Raw genomic sequence first — 19,600 nt, 5'->3', positions numbered from 1 at the left:
GTGCCACGGTGCAGGATGGGGCCATGACACGTTCTGGTATCGCTCGTATCGCGGTCACCGGCTCCACCGGCCTCATCGGTTCCGCCCTGGTCCGCTCGCTGCGGGCCGACGGCCACGAGGTGGTCCGGCTGGTGCGGCGGCCCGCGCGCGGGGGCGACGAGGTCGAGTGGGACCCCAAGCGCCAGTACGTGGACGCGGCCGGGCTCGCCGGCTGTGACGCGGTGGTCCACCTCGCGGGCGCGGGCGTCGGCGAGCGGCGCTGGAACGAGGCGTACAAGCGGGAGATCCGGGACAGCCGGGTGCTCGGCACGGCGGCGATCGCGGCGGCCGTCGCCTCCCTGGACACGCCGCCGAAGGTGCTGCTGTGCGGGACGGCGCTCGGCTACTACGGCGACACCGGGACGCGGGCGGTCGACGAGACGGCGCCCGCCGGGGACGGCTTCCTGCCGTCCGTGTGCGTCGAGTGGGAGAGCGCCGCGGCGGCCGCCCAGGAGGCGGGCATCCGGGTCGCGTACGCCCGTACGGGGCTGGTCGTGGCCCGCGAGGGTGGTGCGTGGGGGCGGCTGTTCCCGCTGTTCCGCGCGGGGCTCGGCGGCCGGCTCGGCAATGGCGGGCAGTACTGGAGCTTCATCTCCCTGCACGACGAGGTGGCCGCGCTGCGGCACATCCTCGACACCGAGTCCCTGGCCGGCCCGGTGAACCTCACCGCCCCGGACCCGGTCACCAACCGGGAGGTCACCGCCGCGATGAGCCGCGTCCTGCGCCGTCCCGCGTTCCTGCACGTGCCCGCCCCGGCGCTGCGGATCGTGCTGGGCGACTTCGCGGCCGACGTCCTCGGCAGCCAGCGGGTGCTGCCCTCCCGCCTCCTGGACAGCGGCTTCCGCTTCGCCTTCCCCACCATCGACACGGCGATCGCCTCCGCGGCCTGAACCCCTCGCCTGGATCGCGGGTGGCCCGGCAAGCCGGGTCGCCGTCGCGGTCCGCTCCGTGGGCGGTGTGCCCCTTTCGGGGCAGGGCGGGGGTGGCGGGCCCCCCGCCGCAGGCATCGGCACCCGCCCCGCACCACCGGCATCACCGCCGGAATCCCGGGCACCCGCCCCGCACCACCGGCGGCGGGGCCCGGCCGCGTGCGACCGGCGGGGCCCGGCCGCGTGCGACCCCCGTTGCTTCGGTGACCCCCCGCGCGCGCGTGTGACCGGGCCCACTCCTCGCTCATACGCTCGGTGCCCGAACGCGGGTATTCCTCCGCCCTGTTAAGGGCATGAGCCCCCCACGCACCGAACCGCCACCCCGGGGAGGGACACGTGCTCAAGCACGCACGCCACGCGGACGTCGTCATCGTAGGAGCCGGAATCGCGGGACTCTCCGCGGCTCATCGGCTGACCAGCGCGGGAGTGACCGTAAGCGTTCTGGAGGCCGCGTCCTCCGTCGGTGGCCGCATGGCCACCGACCGGATCGACGGGTTCCGGCTGGACCGGACCGGCCAGTTGCTCAGCACCTCGTACCCCGGCCTCGACGGCACCGACCTGCGGCTCTTCCAGCCGGGCGTCCTGGTGCACGGCGACGGCCGGCTGCACCGCACCGGCGAGGTGGGCAGGAGCGCGGCCCGCTGGGCCAGGGCGCGCGCCCTGGCGAGCACGCCCCGCCCGCTCGACCAGGCGCGGCTGAGTGCCGTGCTGGGGCGGCTCGCCGCGACCGGCGACGCCCGGCTGCTGGCCCGCCCCGAGCGCCCGGCGCTGGAGGCGCTGGCGGGGCGCGGACTGCCGGCGCGCACCGTCAGCGGGTTCGTCCGCCCGCTGCTGGCGGCGCTGCTGTCCGACCCGGACCTGACGACGTCCAGCCACTGCGCCGACCTGGCGTTGCGGGACTTCGCCCGGGGCCGGCTGTGCGTCCCGGCGGGCGGTGCCTCAGCGCTCCCGGAGCGGCTCGCGGCGACGCTGCCGGCCGGCACCGTGAAGACCGGGGTCCACGTCAAGGACGCGTCGATCAACAAGGTCGTCACCGCCGAGCACGGTGAGCTGAGCTGCCGGTCGCTGATCGTGGCGACCGGGGCACGGGCGGCCGCCGAGCTGCTGCCGGGGCTGCGCGTGCCGGGCTTCCACCCGGTGACGGTCCTGCACCACACCGCGCCCGTCACCCCGCTGCCGGACGCGGCGCTGGTCCTGGACGGCGACCGGACGGGCCCGGTGTCGCACTCGGCCGTGATGAGCGAGGTCGACCCGTCGCGGGCGCCGCGGGGCCGCGTACTGATCAGCTCGACGGTCCTGGGCGCTCCGCCGGACCGGCTGGACCAGCGGGTGCGGACGCAGCTGGCGACCCTGTACGGCACGGGCACCGGCGACTGGGAGCTGCTGTCCGTCCACCACGACCCGGAGGCCGTACCGGCGATGCCGCCGCCGCACGACCCGCTGCGGCCGGTACGGCTGCTCGGCGGGCTGTACGTGTGCGGCGACCACCGCGACACCAGCACCGTGCGGGGCGCGTACCGGTCGGGCCGCCGCGCGGCGGACGCGGTCCTGCGCGACCTCGGTGTCCCGTCCGCGTACACGGCGCCCCCTCTGCGGGCGGCCGCCTGACCCCGGTCAGCCGATGACCCCCACCCGGTCCCGATAGTTCCGGACCGCGGTCGCGTCCCGGTAGGGCTCCAGTCGACGCTCGAAGTCGCGCACGTACTCCACCGCGCGCGCCGAGCGCATCTCGGTGGCCTGCTGGGCGGCCTCCGCGCCGAGCGCGCACGCCTGGTCCAGCTCGCCCAGGCCCAGGCGGGCGGTGGCGAGGACGATCCGGCAGAAGAGCCTGCTGCGCGCGAAGGCGGGCGCGCGCAGCTGGAGGGACCGCTCCGCGTGCTGCGCGGCGGCCCGGTACTGCTGGAGGTCGCGGTGGCAGTGGCCGAAGTCGTCGGCGAGCTGCGCCTCGTCGAAGAACCGCGCCCAGTGCGGCACGTCGTCGCCGGGACGGGCGGCGTCCAGCGCCCGTTCGGCCCGGATGAGGGAGGAGGTGCACGCCCGTACCTCGCCGAGGACGGCGTGGCCGCGCGCCTCGACTGAGTGCAGCATCGCCTGGACGACGGGCGGCGCCGAGGAGCCGACGCCCTGCTGGGCGACGCGCGCGAGCTGCACGGCCTCGCGGCCGTGGCCGAGGTAGACGGCCTGGCGGCTCATGGTGATCAGTACGTACGAGCCGTAGGCCCGGTCGCCGGCGACCTGCGAGAGCCGCAGGGCCTGGACGAAGTACCGCTGGGCGAGGCCGTGCGCGGCGATGTCGTACGAGGTCCAGCCGGCCAGCCGGGTCAGGTCGGCGGCCGCGCCGAAGAGCCGGCGCCCGACCGTCTCGCCGTACACGCCGCGCAGCATCGGCTCGGCCTCGTGCTCCAGGTACCGGACGAGGGCCTGGCGGGCGTGCCCGCCGCCGTAGGCGTGGTCGAGGGTGCGGAACAGCTCGCCGACCGACCGGAGGGCGGCGACGTCCCCGCCGGTGACGCGCTGCCCGGGCCCGCGGTCGGTGGAGCGCTGGCGCGGTACGGAGACGTGGGCGCGGCCGGCGGGGGACACGGCCGGGGCGCGGCCCTGGGCGGGGACGCGGGGCTCGGGCGGGTGCGGGGCGTCACCGCGTCCCACACGTTCGTCGGCGCGGCCGATCAGCCAGTCGCGGCTGGGGACGACGAGTCCGGCCGGGGTGAAGGCGATCTTGCGGAGTTCGGCATGGCTGCCTGAGTCCTTGCGCCACAGGCCGCTGACGATGTCGACGGCCTCTTCGGGTGTAGCCGCGAACTCGAGCCCGGCGTAGACCGGTGCGCAGGCGTCCAGGCCGAGGTCCTGGGCGGACAGCCGTCTGCCGAGGCGGCGGGTGAAGACCTCGGCGATCAGCGCCGGGGTGGTGCCGCGCGGTTGCTGGCCGCGCAGCCAGCGGGTCACGGACGTCTTGTCGTACCGCAGGTCCAGCCCGTGTTCGAGGCCCAGCTGGTCCACGCGTCTGGCCAGGCCCGCGTTTGAGAACCCGGCTTCGGCGATGAGGGCGGCTAGCTGGCGGTTGGGGGTGCGCTGCGGGGGGCGATCCGTCATCGGCTGTGCGGTCTCCTGCCTTGCCTTATGGGCCGGGGTGCAGACCCCCTTGGAACGGCGCGAATTTAACTGCCTTCGACGTCCGTACCGCCACCTTCGCCCCAAATTCATCCGATCGTGTGAGGATCGGGGGCGCTGCTGACGGGGCGGCCCCGGTGCCGTGCGAGGGCGCACCTGCCGGTCCGCGGCGGCCGGTGCCGCCGTACAGTGGCATGGGGCGCGATGAATGCACTCTGCAAGGTTCTAGGGAGGCGTTGCCGTGAGTGAGCTGCGATTCGTCCGTGCGGGCTTCGGCGCGGAGGCGGTCGAGTACCAGCGGGCGTGGGACATGCAGCGCGAGGTCCACGCCGCCCGGTTCGCGGACGAGGTCCCCGACACCTGCCTGCTGCTGGAGCACCCGCCGGTGTACACCGCCGGGCGGCGCACGGAGGACAGCGAGCGCCCGCTGGACGGCACGCCGGTCATCGACGTCGACCGCGGCGGAAAGATCACGTGGCACGGCCCCGGCCAGCTCGTCGGTTACCCGATCATGAAGCTGCCGCGTCCGGTGGACGTGGTGGCGCACGTGCGGCGCCTCGAGGAGGCACTGATCCGCACGGCGGCGGACTTCGGCCTGGAGACCTCGCGCGTCGAGGGCCGCAGCGGTGTGTGGGTGCTGGGCGACCCGGTGGAGCAGCGCCCGTCCCTGGGCGGCCTCTCGCTGGACTTCGACCCGCGGCTGCACGACGACGAGTTCGACCCGCGGCTCAACGGCCCCGAGTACGCCCCGTCCAACGCCGGCCAGCGCCGGGAGGACCGGAAGCTGGCGGCCATCGGGATCCGGGTGGCCAAGGGCGTGACGATGCACGGTTTCGCGCTGAACGTGAACCCGGACAACACCTGGTTCGACCGGATCGTCCCGTGCGGCATCCGGGACGCGGGCGTGGCCTCGCTCTCGGAGGAGCTGGGCCGCGAGGTGACGATCGCCGAGGTGCTGCCGGTGGTGGAGCGGCACCTGCGCGACGTACTGGAGAACGCGGAGCTCCGGCCCCGTGGGACCGGCCGCGACGCGGAGTCCGTGGCCGGTGGGACCGGCCGGGTGACCCAGACCGTGGCGACCGCCTAGGGCCGTCCGCGCGCCGGGAATGCACCCCCTGGGCCAGAGGCTGGCCAGGCGTAACGAAGGCCGCCGAGAAGGCCGCACTTTTATCGGGCGTACCCTGGTGTTCGCCGAGGAATCGAAGCCGTAGGAGCCAGCCGTGTCCGCAGTCGCACCCGACGGACGCAAGATGCTGCGCCTGGAGGTCCGGAACAGCCAGACCCCCATCGAGCGCAAGCCCGAGTGGATCAAGACCCGGGCGAAGATGGGCCCCGAGTACAACCAGCTCCAGAAGCTCGTGAAGAGCGAGGGACTGCACACGGTCTGCCAGGAGGCGGGCTGTCCCAACATCTTCGAGTGCTGGGAGGACCGCGAGGCGACCTTCCTCATCGGCGGTGACCAGTGCACCCGCCGCTGCGACTTCTGCCAGATCGACACCGGCAAGCCGCAGGCGCTGGACCGGGACGAGCCGCGCCGCGTGGGCGAGTCGGTCGTCGCGATGGATCTGAACTACGCCACGATCACCGGCGTCGCGCGCGACGACCTGGAGGACGGCGGTGCCTGGCTGTACGCGGAGACCGTGCGGCAGATCCACGCCATGACGGCGGGCCGCGAGGGCGGCCACACCAAGGTCGAGCTCCTGATCCCCGACTTCAACGCCGTGCCGGAGCAGCTCGCCGAGGTCTTCTCCTCGCGCCCCGAGGTGCTGGCCCACAACGTCGAGACGGTGCCCCGGATCTTCAAGCGGATCCGCCCCGGCTTCCGCTACGAGCGTTCGCTGGAGGTCATCACCAAGGCCCGCGAGGCCGGACTGGTGACCAAGTCCAACCTGATCCTCGGCATGGGTGAGACCCGCGAGGAGGTCAGCGAGGCGCTCCAGCACCTGTACGACGCGGGCTGCGAGCTCATCACCATCACCCAGTACCTGCGTCCCTCGGTGCGCCACCACCCGGTGGAGCGGTGGGTCAAGCCGCAGGAGTTCGTGGAGCTGAAGGAGGAGGCCGACGAGATCGGCTTCTCCGGTGTGATGTCGGGTCCGCTGGTCCGCTCCTCCTACCGGGCCGGCCGTCTCTTCCAGCAGGCGATGGAGCGACGGAGCCAGGCCACCGTGTGAAACGGCGCACAAGCCGCACGGGAATGCTTCCGCGGCCCGCGCACGCTCCCCAGGTGAGGGGCGTGCGCGGGCCGCGCCGGTGTCCGGGGGCCGTCCGCGTGGCTTCACCGGCGTTTGACCGGTCGGTCACGCCCTGGTAACACCGTTCTGTGACGATGCTTGTACGCGCCGCGCACACGCCGCCGCGCGCGGAGCACCGCGCACGACCCCCACTCCCGCAGAACCCGCTCCCAGGGAGGACCCCCGACATGCAGGCCGCGACCCAGCAGGTACGCACGGCACCCACGACGGCCCAGGCACCCGACCACCTGCGTGAGGTCCGGGCGAACGCCTTCCCGGGCGTCACCGACGCGCTGCGCGCCGTGGAGTCGCTGCTCCTCGGCGGCGGTCAGCGGACCGCCCGCCGCAACGCCTGGACCTCCGTCCTGGAGGACCGGCGCCGGGCCAAGGACCGGGTGGAGGCCCAGCACGTACTGGAGGCGGTGGCCGGTCGCGCTTCCCGGGCCACGTAAACTTCACAGCATGGCGAGGAAGGCAAAATCAGACAGCGGTGACGCCGCTGCGAACCCCGGGCGACTGAAGCAGATCGCCTTGACGTACAAGATGACCCGAAAGGCCGATCCGAAGGTCGGTCTTGTCGTCGCGGGCGTGGGAATCGTCGTCTTCGGCGTCCTCCTCGCGATCGGCTTCCTGATCGGGCATCCCGTTTACCTGGGCATCCTGGGCTTCCTGCTGGCCTTCCTCGCGATGGCGATCGTCTTCGGGCGCCGCGCGGAGACGGCGGCCTTCGGGCAGATGGAGGGCCAGCCGGGCGCGGCGGCCGCCGTCCTGCAGAACGTGGGGCGCGGCTGGACGACCACTCCGGCGGTGGCGATGAACCGCAACCAGGACGTGGTGCACCGCGCGGTCGGCAAGGCCGGCATCGTGCTGGTCGCCGAGGGCAACCCGAACCGGCTCAAGGCGCTGCTGGCGGCCGAGAAGCGGAAGATGGCCCGCATCGTCGTGGACGTCCCGGTGCACGACATCATCGTCGGCAACGGCGAGGGCCAGGTGCCGCTGAAGAAGGTCCGCACGACCATGCTGAAGCTGCCGCGGGTGCTCTCGGGCGCGCAGGTGACCGCCGCCAACGACCGGCTGCGCGCGATGGGCGACCTGATGAGCAACATGCCGCTGCCGAAGGGTCCGATGCCCAAGGGCATGCGGATGCCGCGCGGCGGCAAGATGCGCTAGCCGTACGCGGCGCGCGCCGCGCGCGTACGGAGAAGGGGCGCCCCACCGTGTCGGTGGGGCGCCCCTTCCGCGCCGTCGCGTCGGCCGTGCCGTCGCGTCGTCCGTGTCGCCTCCGTGCGCGTGCGCGGGTCCCGGATCAGATCCGCACCTGCACGGCGCGGGAGAGCCGGTCGTGCAGCCCGCGGCCGTCGCGGTCCCAGATGAGCGCCGGGACGGCCAGGCACAGCAGCGCGCTGCGGACGGCCACCCATCCGAAGCCCAGCCGCTCCCCGTCGACCGAGATGACGCGCAGCCCGAGCAGCCGCTTACCGGGCGTGCTGCCCACCGTGCCGACCGTGAGCACGTTGAGTACGAACAGCACGGCCACGGCCCAGTTGCCCGCCGCCGCCTGGTCACCCGGCGCGATCAGGCCGTATGCGATCACCATGCACAAGGTCCAGTCCAGGAACAGGGCGCCGAAGCGGCGTCCCAGCGGGGCCATGGAACCGGGCCCCTCCTGCGGCAGGCCGAGCCGTTCGCCCCGGAAGCCGAAGTCGGCACCCATGTCCTCGGCGGCCGCGCGCGGCCCGGAGAGCCACGATCCGATTGCTTGCCTGTTGTCCACCCGACCACGGTACTGTGCCCGCTTTCGATCACTTCGACCCGGGTCCGGTCGGGCACAGAGGCACCCGCACCGGTTAACTTGGTCGAAACAAATGGGTCACGCTTGAGAAATCCCCCGTCCCTAGGGTCTGAACCAGCGTGTGCCACCGCACTGGCCGCACGACCGAGCTACAACCCCGCCCTCCCCCGGGTGGGAGTAGGAGGAGTTGGATGTTCCAGAACGCCGACGACGTCAAGAAGTACATCGCGGACAACGACGTCAAGATGATCGACGTCCGGTTCTGCGACCTTCCCGGCGTGATGCAGCACTTCACGATTCCGGCCACGGCGTTCGACCCGACCGAGGAGCTGGCGTTCGACGGTTCGTCGATCCGCGGCTTCCAGGCGATCCACGAGTCGGACATGGCGCTGCGCGCGGACCTGTCGACGGCGCGCCTGGACCCGTTCCGCCGTGACAAGACGCTGAACATCAACTTCTTCATCCACGACCCGATCACGGGCGAGCAGTACAGCCGCGACCCGCGCAACATCGCCAAGAAGGCCGAGGCCTACCTCGCCTCCACCGGCATCGCGGACACCGCGTACTTCGGCCCCGAGGCGGAGTTCTACGTCTTCGACTCGGTCCGCTTCAACACCTCGGCCAACGAGGGCTTCTACCACATCGACTCCGAGGCCGGCGCCTGGAACACCGGTGCGGTCGAGGACAACCGCGGCTACAAGGTCCGCTACAAGGGCGGCTACTTCCCGGCCCCGCCGGTCGACCACTTCGCCGACCTGCGCGCCGAGATCTCCCTGGAGCTGGAGAACGTCGGCCTCCAGGTCGAGCGCCAGCACCACGAGGTCGGCACCGCCGGCCAGGCCGAGATCAACTACAAGTTCAACACGCTGCTGGCCGCGGCCGACGACCTGATGCTCTTCAAGTACATCGTGAAGAACGTCGCCTGGCGCAACGGCAAGACCGCGACCTTCATGCCCAAGCCGATCTTCGGTGACAACGGCTCCGGCATGCACGTCCACCAGTCGCTGTGGCAGGGCGGCTCCCCGCTCTTCTACGACGAGCAGGGCTACGCGGGCCTCTCGGACACCGCCCGCTACTACATCGGTGGCATCCTCAAGCACGCCCCGTCGCTGCTGGCCTTCACCAACCCGACGGTGAACTCCTACCACCGCCTGGTCCCCGGCTTCGAGGCCCCGGTCAACCTGGTCTACTCGCAGCGCAACCGCTCCGCCGCGATGCGCATCCCGATCACGGGCTCGAACCCGAAGGCCAAGCGCGTCGAGTTCCGCGCCCCGGACCCGTCCTCGAACCCGTACCTCGCCTTCTCGGCGCTGCTCCTCGCGGGCCTCGACGGCGTCAAGAACAAGATCGAGCCGGCCGAGCCGATCGACAAGGACCTCTACGAGCTCGCCCCCGAGGAGCACGCGGGCGTCCCGCAGGTCCCGACCTCCCTCCCGGCCGTCCTGGACGCGCTGGAGGAGGACAACGAGTACCTGCAGGCCGGTGGCGTCTTCACGTCCGACCTGATCGAGACGTGGATCGACTACAAGCGCACCAACGAGATCGCGCCGATCCAGCTGCGTCCGCACCCGCACGAGTTCGAGCTGTACTTCGACCTCTAGCATCACCGCGGGCCGGAGCGGGTGTCCGCTCCCCCGCGCCGTGCGTGGCCGCCGGCCGTGTTCCTCCCTCACCGGAGGACACGGCCGGCGGCCGTTCTCGTGTCAGGCGGACAGCTCGCGCTCCAGGGGCGTGCGGAAACGGGGGGTGACCCGGGTGGGGGCCAGCCAGGCGTGGAGACGGGCCGCTTCGGCCTCGATCGCGGCCCGGGCCTCACGGCCGGGGTCGGGGTCCAGCAGGCGCCAGACCGGGTCGCCGCCGGGGCGCACGGCCCAGCCGCCGACGACGCGTCCGTTCCACCAGACCGTGGGGCCGATGTTGCCGCTGCGGTCGAAGAGGGCGGTGCGGTGGGCGGTCGGGAGGAACCAGTCGCGGGCCTGCCAGCCCATCGGCGTGGGGTCGAGGGCGGGCAGGAGGGCCGCCCAGGGGGCCGGGGGTTCGGTCGGTCCGGTGTCGCCGGGCAGGACGTGGCCGGTGGTGCCGTCGTCGAGGTCCACGGCGACGGCCCCGACGGCGGCGAGCGCCTTGCGTACGTCGGTGACCTTCCAGCCCGTCCACCACTTCAGGTCCGCCTCGGTCGCCGGGCCGTGGGAGGCGAGGTAGGCGCGGGTGAGCGTCGCCTGCGCCTCGGCGGGCGGCAGGTCGGGAAGCGCGGGGGCCGGCGCCCAGCGGAACTGACCGGACGTCCAGGAGCCGAGCGGGCGGCCCCGGACGACGCGCGCTTCGGTGCCCAGCAGGCGCAGCAGCCGGGTGGTGACGGTCTGACGCTGCTCGTACTTCGTCCCGGGGGCGTACACGAACTGCTCGCGCAGCCGCGGCTCGTCCTCGGCCAGTTCGGCGGCCGTGGCCTCGCCCCGCCGGGCCAGGGCGCCGAGGACCGACCGCTCGACGTCCGCGAGCCACTCCGCGTCGAGGGTGCTGCCCGCCGCCAGGTGCTTGAGCAGCGTGGCGCGTTCCCGGGCGGCGACGGCGTCCGTGGTGGACGCCTGGACGACGGGTGCGAGGGCGGCGGGGACGACGAAGACCGTGTGGCGCATGCCGTGCATGCGGACCAGGGCTCGGTCCTCGTACAGGGCCCGTTCCATGGCGGCGACCGGGCCAGCCGGGTCGGCCAGCCGGGCGCCCGCGGCGAGGTGGACCGTGGCGGGGTCGGTGCCGTGCAGGGCGGCGAGGGACAGCGCCACCTGCTCGACCGTGGCCGCGCGGGCTTCGGGGGCGAGGTGGTGGCGGACGGCGATGCGGCTGCGGCGCTCTTCGCCGGTCATACGGGGGCGGTGGCTCGGCATGGTCCAGAACGTATCCGTGGACGCGGTGGAGCGGGATGAGGTTCGCCGAGCCCGCCTGGCGCACGATGGCGTACCGGCCGCGCGTCCGGCGGCGTACGCGGACGCGTGGCGGGAGCGGACCGGCGGCTGGGCCCGTGGGTGGGCCGGCCTGTGGCATGGCCCGTGAGAGCGGGTGGGCATGGCCCGTGGGAGCGGGTGGGCCGTGCCCGCCGTCCGGGTGAGGGGCGGCGGGCACGGGTGGTGCTCAGCGGCTGCTGTGGATCAGCGCCCGGACCATCCGGCAGGTGACGTCGGACGGCGGGTGGATGCCGATGCGCTCCGCCGTGCTGCGTATCGTCTCGTTGTCGGCCTTGGACGGGTGGTAGACCCCCGAGTCGAGCAGGGCGATCGCCAGCCGCATGGCCTTCAGGCGGCGGTTGTGGGACACGTACCACTCGCGGGGCCGGCCCGCCGGGAGCGGCTTCTTCCTCAGGGGCTTGAAGGGTTCGAGGGGCAGTGTCGTGAGTGCGGCTACGGCCATCGGCGACCTCCTGGTACGCGGTGTGTGGACCCTCCCCCGGGCCCTCACGAACTCCTTCGATTTTACTGCCGGCCACTGACAATCGGCCCTGGCCAGCACGGCTTTGAGCCGTCCTGAGCGGTACGGTGACGGGCATGGAGATCTGGATCAATCCCGCGTGTTCCAAGTGCCGTGGCGCCCTGCACCTGCTGGACGAGGAAGGCGCCGACTACACCGTCCGCCGCTACCTGGAGGACGTCCCGTCCTCCGACGAGATCCGGGACGTGCTCGCCCGCCTCGGGCTGGAGCCGTGGGACATCACCCGCACGCAGGAGGCCGACGCCAAGGAGCTGGGGCTGAAGGACTGGCCGCGCGATGCCGGTTCGCGCGAGCGCTGGATCACGGCGCTGACGGAGCACCCGAAGCTGATCCAGCGCCCGATCATCACGGCGGACGACGGCACGGCGGTCGTGGCCCGGACGGACGAGGCGGTGCGGGACGCGCTGGGCCGGTCGTAAGTCCGGCCGTGCGAGGGGGAGTTGAGCAGAACCGGCCCGCCGCTCGTACGTAGGGGCACACACGGAACCGATCCGGCCGTCGCTCCCCCGTACGGCCGGGGACAGGAGCCCCCACGTGTCACGCAAGAGGACGCTCAGCGGGAAGAAGAAGCTCGCCCTGCTCGTCGGCGCGGCCGCGATGGCCGGCGGCACCGCGATCGTGATGACCGGGACCAGCCAGGCGTCGGTGGCCTGTGACGGTCTGGCCACCGCGCTGGGCAACAACGAGAGGTTCATCGCCGGCCAGCGCGCCGCCCCGGACGCCCGGTCGGAGGCCCGGATCGCCAACCGCCAGGCGGTCATCGAGCAGATCAGGCGTCAGCAGGAGGCCGCCGGATGCGAGGCGGGCCGGGGCGGCGCGGGCGACGGCGCCCAGGCGGGCGGTCAGGCCCCGGGCGCTGGCGCCGGGCAGGACGACGGCCAGGGCGCCGGGCAGGACAAGGGCCGGGGCGACGGACAGCGCCAGGGGCCGCAGGGGGGCGGTGAGGTCGGCGAGGTGGTCTGCGCCGGGTCGACCGTGACCCTCTCCGGTGAGGGCGGGGCCCCCGCCGCCTCCAGCGACCGGTTCCCCCTCGGTACGAAGCTGAAGGTGACCAACCTCGACAACGACAAGTCCACCACCGTCGAGGTCACCTCGGCCTCCGGAAGCTGCGCCCTGCTCAACAACGCGGCGTTCGAGCAGGTCCGCGAACCCGGCAAGTTCCTGATCCGCAAGGCGCGTGTCGAGCGCGTCGCCTGACGGGGCACCGCCCCGTACCTCCGGGACGGGAGGCGCGGTTCAGTCGGCGAGCCGCGCCTCCGCCTCAGCCAGGATCTCCGTCAGGCGCAGCCCGAACCGTACGTCGCAGGGGTGCGCCTCCCCGCTCCGCACCGCCTCCAGCAGCGCGTCCACCGCCGCCCCGAACGACCCGACCGCGTCCGCCCACGGCGGCAGCACCGCCCGCCCGTGGTCGCCGAAGAGCGTGATGCCCGCGTCCGAGGCCCCCACCGGGGCGCTCAGGCTCAGGGTCGCCGTGCTGTCCGCGCCCGACGCGTGCCGCAGCACCAGGTGCCGGGCGTCTCCCGGGCCCGCGACGGCCGCCGTGATCCCCACCACGTCCCCGAGCACCGGCAGCAGCACCGACAGCACGTGCGGTCCCACGTCCCACAGCCCGCCCTTCTCCTTGCGCCAGGGCGACGCGGCGTACGCGCTGGTCGACCCGGGTGAGAACAGGGCGCCCAGCCAGTGGGCCTGTGCCAGGTACCAGCCGCCGAGAGCCGCCTGCTCCTCGACCCAGGGGGCGGTTTCCGGGGCGAACCGGAGCGTGCAGAAGACGACGGACGCGACCCCGGCCGCGCCGGCCGCCTCCGCCACCTCGCGCGCGCCGGCCACGCTGGTGGCGACCGGCTTGTCGAGCAGCAGGTGGCACCCGGCCGCCGCGGCCCGTGCGGCGAGCGGGGCCTGAACGTCCGGCGGCAGGGCGAACGCGACGGCGTCGCTGGCCGCCAGCAGCGCGTCCACGTCGTCGTATGCCGTCGTCCCGTGGGCTGCGGCCAGGGCGGCGGCCGCCTCCGGGCGCCTCCCCCACACCCCGCTGAAGGTGATCCCCGGATGCGCGGCGAGCGCCGGGGCGTGGGTGCGGCCCGCCCAGGGGCCGGTGCCGAGGAGTCCGATACGCGGCTTGCTGTCCATGTCCGCCAGTGTGCCCGCTGTACGACCATCACACCGGGCGGGCGCACAGTGACCGCGTGAAACAGAGGAAACCTGAGTAACACGGGGTTCACAAACGGGCAACGGTCGGGAAATCCCGTATTGCGAAGCTGCGCGGCATACCGCTGCACCCGCAAAGGATGAGGCCCCCGTGACCACCATCAAGGCTGAGTACATCTGGATCGACGGCACCGAGCCGACCGCCAAACTGCGCTCGAAGACGAAGATACTGGTCGGCTCCGCCCCCGCGGGCGTCGCCGACCTGCCGATCTGGGGCTTCGACGGGTCCAGCACCAACCAGGCCGAGGGCCACGCCTCCGACCGCGTGCTGAAGCCGGTCTTCTCCTGCCCCGACCCGATCCGCGGCGGTGACGACATCCTCGTCCTGTGCGAGGTCCTCAACACGGACATGACGCCGCACGCGTCGAACACGCGTGCCGCGCTGGCCGAGGTGGCGGAACGGTTCGCCGGGCAGGAGCCGATCTTCGGCATCGAGCAGGAGTACACCTTCTTCAAGGGCTCCCGCCCGCTCGGCTTCCCCGAGGGCGGCTTCCCGGCCGCGCAGGGCGGCTACTACTGCGGCGTCGGCTCCGACGAGATCTTCGGCCGTGACGTCGTCGAGGCGCACCTGGAGAACTGCCTGAAGGCGGGCCTGGGCATCTCCGGCATCAACGCCGAGGTCATGCCCGGCCAGTGGGAGTTCCAGGTCGGCCCGCTGGCGCCGCTGGAGGTCTCGGACCAGCTGTGGGTGGCCCGCTGGCTGCTCTACCGCACCGCCGAGGACTACGACGTCTCCGCCACCCTCGACCCCAAGCCGGTCAAGGGCGACTGGAACGGCGCGGGCGCGCACACCAACTTCTCCACCAAGGCGATGCGCGAGGGCTACGACGCGATCATCACCGCGTGCGAGGCGCTGGGCGAGGGCTCCAAGCCGATGGACCACGTCAAGAACTACGGCGCCGGCATCGACGACCGGCTGACCGGTCTGCACGAGACCGCCCCGTGGAACGAGTACAGCTACGGCGTCTCGGACCGCGGTGCCTCGGTCCGCATCCCGTGGCAGGTCGAGAAGGACGGCAAGGGCTACATCGAGGACCGCCGTCCCAACGCGAACGTCGACCCGTACACGGTGACCCGCCTGCTGGTGGACACCTGCTGCTCCGCGCTGGAGAAGGCCGGCCAGGTCTGATCCGCCGCCTCACCGCCACCGCCAAAGGGCGCTCACCGTTCGCGGTGGGCGCCCTCCGGCCGTCTCGTCCGTCGCCGTGGGGACGGCAGCGCGCGCGGCTTCGTCTGCTTCCACACGCACTGCACCGAGGGCGCGGCGGCCGGGCGCGGACCGCCCCTGCGGTACGGAGGGTTCGACGGCCGCGCGGAGACCACGGCCGCGGTCGGCCGGGAGGTCGTGGCAGCGCTGGGCGAGCGGGGGTTGGCGGTGGACCGGGACGGGTCGCCGGGGCGGGCGATCACGGTGACCGGTTCGGACTGGCGCAAGCGGCTGCCATGAGTCCCGGCCGTTCCGGTTGCTGAGAAGGGCGGGTGCCCCGCGCCGGCATCTGATTGAATAAGGGCATGGCCAGCCTTCAGAACACCGCGACGGGTCGCAGCGACCTCCAGCCGTTCTGGCCGACCCGTCAGCACCACGACTTCGACCGGGTGTGTTGCCGCGCGACGAACGCGTCGGCCCTCTAACGCCTTTCGGCATCCTGCCCCGACAGCCGGAACAGGCCTTCGGCCGGCGCGCATGTGACGTTCTTTCTCCGTCCCTTCGCGCGAAAGCTGACCTCATCATGGCGAACACCCGTACCCTCTCCGCCGTTGCCGCCGTCCCCACCGCGCCCGCTCCGGCGGTGCCGCCGGCCGGCCGCCACCGGCTCCGTGCCGTCGACGAGAGCGACGCGCCCCTCCGCCTGCCCGGCGGGGTCGACGTCGCCGACTTCCTTCCGCCGGGCGCCACCTGGGTGCCCGCGCCGCCGCAGAGCGTGCCGTCGCTGCCGGGGCAGCCGCCCATGGTCGGCTACCTGGTGCTGGTCCCCGCCGAGCAGCACGCGGCCGGGGCGGGCGCCGCCGCGGGCGAGGGTCCCGTGACGATCGACGGCGCCCGGCGCACCGCCCAGGTGGACGGGCAGCCGCTGGACCTGACGTACCTGGAGTTCGAGCTGCTGGCGCACCTGGTGGCGAACCCCCACCGGGTGCACACCCGGGACCAGTTGGTGACGACCGTGTGGGGGTACGGCCACGTCGGCGACGGGCGGACCGTCGATGTCCACGTCGCCCGGCTGCGGCGCAAGCTGGGCGCCGAGCACCGCCACACGATCCAGACCGTGCGGCGGGTCGGCTACAAGTACGCGCCCTGAGCCGCTAGGCGGACGGGCTGGTCCGGGTCCGCGCCCGGGCCACCCGGCCCATGAGCAGGTCCACCGCGAGGAACACCAGCAGGCTGATGCCGAGCAGCGGCACGAACCAGCCCACCAGCGCCGTCGCGGCGGTCAGGGGCAGCAGCAGCGTGACGGGCACCTTGCGCCAGGCGCCGCGCGGCGCGGGCCGGCCCGCGCTCAGCCTGCGCTCCTTCGTCGGCCGGCGCAGCCACCACATCCGGTAGCCCCAGAGGACGAGGAGGAGGAGCGCGACCATGAGGGCCGCCAGGACGAGCTGGTTGGCGAGCCCGAAGAGGACACCCATGTGGGCGTCGATGCCGAAGCGGGTCAGCTTGGCGAGCACCGGGTGGTCGGCGAAGCGCAGTTCGTCTACCACCGTGCCGTCGGCCGGGTCGAGTGCCACCGCGTCCAGGTGCACCGGGTACTGGGTGTCGGTCTCCTTGACCACGTACCCCTGGCCCTCGGCCGGCAGGGTCACGGCGATCCGGCCGGCCACCCCCGCGTCGCGGGCGGCCTCGACCGCCCGGTCGATGCCGATGTCCGGGCCCTGGGAAGCGGGAGCGGTGTGGTGGCCGGCGCCGTGGCCCTCGTGTCCGGCGTCCGGTCCGGCGGTGGCGGGGTCGAGGGCGGCGGACACGGTGGGGGTGGCGCCGCCCAGCCGGGTCTGGATCGCGTCGATGTTCTCGCCCGCGTAACGGGACCAGGTCAGCCCGGTGGCGGAAAGGACGACGAGACCGGTCACCGCCCACAGACCGACCGACCCGTGCCAGGACAGGGTGCGACGGCGGGACGTGAGGCCGCGCCGTCCGGGGAGGAACAGGGCGCGCCCGGCGGTGCGCCTGCGACCCACCCACAGGGCCAGACCGCCGAGGGCGACGACCCACATCCAGCTCGCGGCCGTCTCGCTGTAGAGGCGGCCGGGCTCGCCGAGCCGGAGGTTCGCGTGGAACTCGGAGAGCCAGGTGCGCAGCGGGAGGGCGCCGGAGCTGCCGTAGCTGGGCAGGGCGCCGCGTACGTCGGCGGTGTAGGGGTCGACGAAGACGGCGAGGGACCTGCCCTCCTCCACCGCCGGGCCCGTCATCAGGACGCGGGTGGTGGCGCCGTCCTCCGCGGAGGGCCAGACGGCGGTCACGGTGGCGTCCGGGTGGGCGGCACGGGCGGCGGCGACCTGGGCGGAGAGCGGGAGGACCCGGTCGCCGACCGGGACCTGGAGTTCATGGCGGTAGACGATCTTCTCCGCCTGGAAGGACAGGGCGTAGAGCAGGCCGCTGGTGGCGGCGACCAGCAGCAGCGGGGCTATCAGGAGGCCCGCGTAGAAGTGGAGGCGGAGGAGCAGGGGGCGCAGGGCGCTCCAGGTGGATCCGGTTCCCGCGCGCGCGCCGGCGGTGTCGGCGAAGGCGCTTCCGGTGTCGGTGCTGGTGGTGTCGGTGGTGCTGGTGATGGTGTCGGTGGTGGTGCTGGTGCTGGTGGTTCTGGTGCCGGTCGTGTCGGCGTCGGTGGTTCCGGCGAGGGCGGTTCCGGCGGCGCTGTCCGCCGGTACGGCCGTCGTGCGGTCGTCAAGGGGCATGACTGTCCTAGGAGTCGGCATGGGTGCGGTCTGCACGGGGAAGCGGCCCCCGGGGTCAGACGTGCGTCACTCCGAGGACCGTGGTGCGGGGTACCGGGAAGCCGGGCGGGCCGCGCCGCGACAGGCTGTGCGCGAGGACGACACCGTGGAGGCGCCGGAGGTCATGGGCCCGGGGGCGCGGCGGACGCGGCGCGTCGGGCAGCCGTACGGCGGCGGACAGCAGCCGCAGCGGAGTGAAGGCGAGCGTGCCGATGGCGCGGGCCAGGCGGAAGAAGGCCGCCTCGCCGCGGGCGAGCCACAGCGCGCACACGGCGGCGGCCAGCAGGTGGACGGCGACCATGCCGGGGGTGAGGCCGTCGGCGAGGCCCGCGAACAGGTCGGCCCGGCCGCCGGGATTCGCCGGCGTCCCCGGTCCCCCGGCGGTGCCCGGTCCATCCGGCACGGCGGTGCCGTGCGCCATGCCGGGCATCGCGTGCGGCGTGGCCCCCGGCGGCGGCGCGTGGCCGTGGTGCCCCCCGCCGCCCATGAACGTCAGGTGCAGCACGCCCTGCGCGGTGAGCAGCGCCGTACCGATGAAGACCGTCCCCCGGCGGCGGCCCGCCGCGAGCCAGGCCGGGGCAGCCGTGCCCGCGAGGGCGAGGAGCAGCGAGCCCGGCGGGACGCCATGCGCAGACATGGACGAATGCCCCACCGCCGCCAAAGTCACGCATACGGCCGCGAAAAGTGCGGCACGCAGGGCGCGAAGGGGCGACAGGGTGTTCGTCATCGTCGGCCCATGCTGCCACCCCGGTGGCGGCGGCGGGAGGCGGGCTCTTCTCCTGGCAGCAGAACCGCTGTCCGGAGCCGTGGCGGGCGCGGCACAGTGGGGCCCATGAGGCTACTGATGCTGGGTGGTACGGAGTTCGCCGGACGCGCCGTCGTGGAGGCCGCGCTCGGCCGCGGCTGGGAGGTGACGGTCTTCCATCGCGGCCGCCACGAGCCGCCCGCCGGCGCCGTGTCGCTGCTGGGCGACCGCACCGCGCCGGACGGGCTCGCGGCGCTCGCGCGGGGCGAGTGGGACCTGGTGGTCGACACCTGGTCGGCGGACCCGGCCGTGGTGCGGGACTCCGCGCGGCTGCTCGCCGACCGGGTGGGGCGCTGTGCGTACGTCTCCAGCCGCAGCGTCTACGCCTGGCCGCCCTCGGTGGACCTGGCCGAGGACGGCCCGGTGGTCGACTCCTCCCCTGACGCCACCGGGGTGCCCTACGCGGAGGCCAAGCGGGGCGGTGAGCTGGCGGCGATCGCCGCGTTCGGCGAGGAGCGGGTGCTGTCCGGCCGCGCGGGCCTGATCATCGGCCCGTGGGAGAACGTCGGCCGCCTGCCCTGGTGGTTGAACCGGATCGCCCGGGGCGGCCCCGTGCTCGCTCCCGGGCCGCGCGACCTGGCCCTGCAGTACATCGACGTCCGCGACATGGCGCGGTGGCTGCTGGACGCCTCGGAGGCGGGGCTGTCCGGCCCGTACGACCTGGTGAGCGAGCCGGGCCACACGACCATGGGGGAGCTGCTCGACGCCTGTGTGCGGGCCACCGGTTCGGATGCCGAACTGCTGTGGCGGGACCCGGAGGCGGTGCTCGGCGCGGGCATCGAGCCCTGGTCGGGGCTGCCGGTGTGGATCCCGCCGGGTGAGCCGTACGAGGCGATGCACGGTGCCGACGTGAGCAAGGCGCTGGCGGCGGGCCTGAGGTGCCGCCCGGTCGGCGAGACGGTCGCGGACACCTGGGCCTGGCTGCGCGGGCTCGGCGGGGTGGCGCCCCTGCGGACGGACCGGCCCGCCGTGGGGATCACCCCGGAGCAGGAGGCGAAGGCCCTCGGCCTGTGAGGGCCTCGGCGTAACGGTTCGCCCCCTTTGGGAATGTGGGTTTCTACGAATTGACGAAGGG

Annotated in this window: 19 protein-coding genes and 1 pseudogene; 13 read left to right on the top strand and 7 right to left on the bottom strand. The window is 73.5% G+C overall.

Annotation, left to right across the window (positions count from 1 at the left end):
- Window positions 1-23: 23 nt before the first annotated feature.
- On the top strand, window positions 24-929 hold the full coding sequence (locus tag IE109_RS00885; RefSeq protein ID WP_189548449.1) for a TIGR01777 family oxidoreductase: 906 nt from the start codon (window positions 24-26) through the stop codon (window positions 927-929).
- 375 nt (window positions 930-1,304) lie between these two features.
- On the top strand, window positions 1,305-2,576 hold the full coding sequence (locus IE109_RS00880) for an NAD(P)/FAD-dependent oxidoreductase (RefSeq protein WP_189548448.1): 1,272 nt from the start codon (window positions 1,305-1,307) through the stop codon (window positions 2,574-2,576).
- 6 nt (window positions 2,577-2,582) lie between these two features.
- Here the strand turns inward: IE109_RS00880 and IE109_RS00875 are convergent, their stop codons facing one another.
- Entirely contained in the window at window positions 2,583-4,061 is a 1,479-nt protein-coding gene (locus IE109_RS00875) for an NsdA family TPR-like regulatory protein (RefSeq protein ID WP_189548447.1), read from the bottom strand.
- A 259-nt stretch (window positions 4,062-4,320) separates the two neighbouring features.
- Here IE109_RS00875 and lipB point away from each other — a divergent pair, with 259 nt between their 5' ends.
- The 4 genes from lipB (at window position 4,321) to IE109_RS00855 (ending at window position 7,483) form a co-directional block, all read left to right on the top strand.
- A complete protein-coding gene (gene lipB / locus IE109_RS00870) occupies window positions 4,321-5,166 on the top strand; it encodes a lipoyl(octanoyl) transferase LipB (protein WP_189548446.1) in 846 nt (281 codons plus the stop codon).
- A 133-nt stretch (window positions 5,167-5,299) separates the two neighbouring features.
- Entirely contained in the window at window positions 5,300-6,253 is a 954-nt protein-coding gene (gene lipA / locus IE109_RS00865; RefSeq protein ID WP_189548445.1) for a lipoyl synthase, read from the top strand.
- Between the two features lie 308 nt (window positions 6,254-6,561).
- On the top strand, window positions 6,562-6,765 hold the full coding sequence (locus IE109_RS00860; protein WP_189548818.1) for an SCO2195 family GlnR-regulated protein: 204 nt from the start codon (window positions 6,562-6,564) through the stop codon (window positions 6,763-6,765).
- Window positions 6,766-6,775: 10 nt separating this feature from the next.
- Window positions 6,776-7,483: a DUF4191 domain-containing protein gene (locus tag IE109_RS00855; protein WP_189548444.1), complete on the top strand. Its 708-nt coding sequence runs from the start codon at window positions 6,776-6,778 to the stop codon at window positions 7,481-7,483.
- 136 nt (window positions 7,484-7,619) lie between these two features.
- On the opposite strand, the gene IE109_RS00850 is transcribed toward IE109_RS00855, so the two are convergent.
- Complete coding sequence (locus IE109_RS00850) at window positions 7,620-8,087, bottom strand: RDD family protein (RefSeq protein ID WP_189548443.1); 468 nt, start codon at window positions 8,085-8,087, stop codon at window positions 7,620-7,622.
- A gap of 209 nt (window positions 8,088-8,296) precedes the next feature.
- On the opposite strand from IE109_RS00850, the gene glnA reads away from it, so the two are divergent.
- Window positions 8,297-9,706, top strand: coding sequence for a type I glutamate--ammonia ligase (glnA, locus tag IE109_RS00845; protein ID WP_189548442.1), 1,410 nt, complete (start codon window positions 8,297-8,299; stop codon window positions 9,704-9,706).
- A 102-nt stretch (window positions 9,707-9,808) separates the two neighbouring features.
- Here the strand turns inward: glnA and IE109_RS00840 are convergent, their stop codons facing one another.
- Window positions 9,809-10,990, bottom strand: coding sequence for a winged helix DNA-binding domain-containing protein (locus IE109_RS00840; protein WP_189548441.1), 1,182 nt, complete (start codon window positions 10,988-10,990; stop codon window positions 9,809-9,811).
- Between the two features lie 244 nt (window positions 10,991-11,234).
- Window positions 11,235-11,510 (bottom strand): hypothetical protein, encoded by a 276-nt coding sequence (locus IE109_RS00835; protein ID WP_189548440.1) that lies wholly within the window; start codon window positions 11,508-11,510, stop codon window positions 11,235-11,237.
- A 134-nt stretch (window positions 11,511-11,644) separates the two neighbouring features.
- Between IE109_RS00835 and IE109_RS00830 the strand changes: the two genes are divergently transcribed.
- Together IE109_RS00830 and IE109_RS00825 are read left to right on the top strand one after the other, a co-directional pair.
- Window positions 11,645-12,007 carry an arsenate reductase family protein gene (locus IE109_RS00830; RefSeq protein WP_189548439.1) on the top strand — a complete coding sequence of 121 codons (363 nt, stop codon included), beginning with the start codon at window positions 11,645-11,647 and terminating at the stop codon, window positions 12,005-12,007.
- Window positions 12,008-12,122: 115 nt separating this feature from the next.
- On the top strand, window positions 12,123-12,785 hold the full coding sequence (locus IE109_RS00825; RefSeq protein WP_189548438.1) for an SCO2207 family protein: 663 nt from the start codon (window positions 12,123-12,125) through the stop codon (window positions 12,783-12,785).
- A 39-nt stretch (window positions 12,786-12,824) separates the two neighbouring features.
- Here IE109_RS00825 and IE109_RS00820 read toward each other — a convergent pair whose 3' ends face one another.
- A complete protein-coding gene (locus IE109_RS00820; RefSeq protein WP_189548437.1) occupies window positions 12,825-13,718 on the bottom strand; it encodes a Gfo/Idh/MocA family protein in 894 nt (297 codons plus the stop codon).
- A gap of 169 nt (window positions 13,719-13,887) precedes the next feature.
- On the opposite strand from IE109_RS00820, the gene glnII reads away from it, so the two are divergent.
- From glnII to IE109_RS00810, 3 genes and pseudogenes are all read left to right on the top strand, one after another.
- Window positions 13,888-14,925 carry a glutamine synthetase gene (gene glnII / locus IE109_RS00815; protein WP_189548436.1) on the top strand — a complete coding sequence of 346 codons (1,038 nt, stop codon included), beginning with the start codon at window positions 13,888-13,890 and terminating at the stop codon, window positions 14,923-14,925.
- A gap of 78 nt (window positions 14,926-15,003) precedes the next feature.
- Window positions 15,004-15,243 (top strand): annotated as a pseudogene (locus tag IE109_RS32920) (DUF6891 domain-containing protein); the annotation flags it as partial.
- A 283-nt stretch (window positions 15,244-15,526) separates the two neighbouring features.
- Window positions 15,527-16,093, top strand: coding sequence for a winged helix-turn-helix domain-containing protein (locus tag IE109_RS00810; protein ID WP_189548435.1), 567 nt, complete (start codon window positions 15,527-15,529; stop codon window positions 16,091-16,093).
- Between the two features lie 4 nt (window positions 16,094-16,097).
- Here IE109_RS00810 and IE109_RS00805 read toward each other — a convergent pair whose 3' ends face one another.
- Together IE109_RS00805 and IE109_RS00800 are read right to left on the bottom strand one after the other, a co-directional pair.
- A complete protein-coding gene (locus IE109_RS00805; RefSeq protein WP_189548434.1) occupies window positions 16,098-17,681 on the bottom strand; it encodes a PepSY-associated TM helix domain-containing protein in 1,584 nt (527 codons plus the stop codon).
- Window positions 17,682-17,736: 55 nt separating this feature from the next.
- Window positions 17,737-18,357 (bottom strand): hypothetical protein, encoded by a 621-nt coding sequence (locus IE109_RS00800; protein WP_189548433.1) that lies wholly within the window; start codon window positions 18,355-18,357, stop codon window positions 17,737-17,739.
- Window positions 18,358-18,552: 195 nt separating this feature from the next.
- Between IE109_RS00800 and IE109_RS00795 the strand changes: the two genes are divergently transcribed.
- Window positions 18,553-19,539 carry an NAD-dependent epimerase/dehydratase family protein gene (locus IE109_RS00795; protein WP_189548432.1) on the top strand — a complete coding sequence of 329 codons (987 nt, stop codon included), beginning with the start codon at window positions 18,553-18,555 and terminating at the stop codon, window positions 19,537-19,539.
- Window positions 19,540-19,600 lie beyond the last annotated feature (61 nt).

The sequence above is a fragment of the Streptomyces lavendofoliae genome, assembly GCF_014649735.1.
GTDB classification, from domain to species: Bacteria; Actinomycetota; Actinomycetes; order Streptomycetales; family Streptomycetaceae; genus Streptomyces; species Streptomyces lavendofoliae.
The sequence above is the reverse complement of the archived record's forward strand: the minus strand, read 5'-3'. Positions and strand labels throughout refer to the sequence as shown.

Bases quoted from the DNA above. Each gene is read 5' to 3' on its own strand.
- IE109_RS00800 (WP_189548433.1), bottom strand. From the start codon at position 18,357: ATGTCTGCGCATGGCGTCCCGCCGGGCTCGCTGCTCCTCGCCCTCGCG.
- IE109_RS00820 (WP_189548437.1), bottom strand. From the start codon at position 13,718: ATGGACAGCAAGCCGCGTATCGGACTCCTCGGCACCGGCCCCTGGGCG.
- IE109_RS00885 (WP_189548449.1), top strand. From the start codon at position 24: ATGACACGTTCTGGTATCGCTCGTATCGCGGTCACCGGCTCCACCGGC.
- IE109_RS00875 (WP_189548447.1), bottom strand. From the start codon at position 4,061: ATGACGGATCGCCCCCCGCAGCGCACCCCCAACCGCCAGCTAGCCGCC.
- IE109_RS00805 (WP_189548434.1), bottom strand. From the start codon at position 17,681: ATGCCCCTTGACGACCGCACGACGGCCGTACCGGCGGACAGCGCCGCC.
- IE109_RS00855 (WP_189548444.1), top strand. From the start codon at position 6,776: ATGGCGAGGAAGGCAAAATCAGACAGCGGTGACGCCGCTGCGAACCCC.
- IE109_RS00830 (WP_189548439.1), top strand. From the start codon at position 11,645: ATGGAGATCTGGATCAATCCCGCGTGTTCCAAGTGCCGTGGCGCCCTG.
- IE109_RS00840 (WP_189548441.1), bottom strand. From the start codon at position 10,990: ATGCCGAGCCACCGCCCCCGTATGACCGGCGAAGAGCGCCGCAGCCGC.
- IE109_RS00810 (WP_189548435.1), top strand. From the start codon at position 15,527: ATGGCGAACACCCGTACCCTCTCCGCCGTTGCCGCCGTCCCCACCGCG.
- glnA (WP_189548442.1), top strand. From the start codon at position 8,297: ATGTTCCAGAACGCCGACGACGTCAAGAAGTACATCGCGGACAACGAC.
- IE109_RS00835 (WP_189548440.1), bottom strand. From the start codon at position 11,510: ATGGCCGTAGCCGCACTCACGACACTGCCCCTCGAACCCTTCAAGCCC.
- IE109_RS00795 (WP_189548432.1), top strand. From the start codon at position 18,553: ATGAGGCTACTGATGCTGGGTGGTACGGAGTTCGCCGGACGCGCCGTC.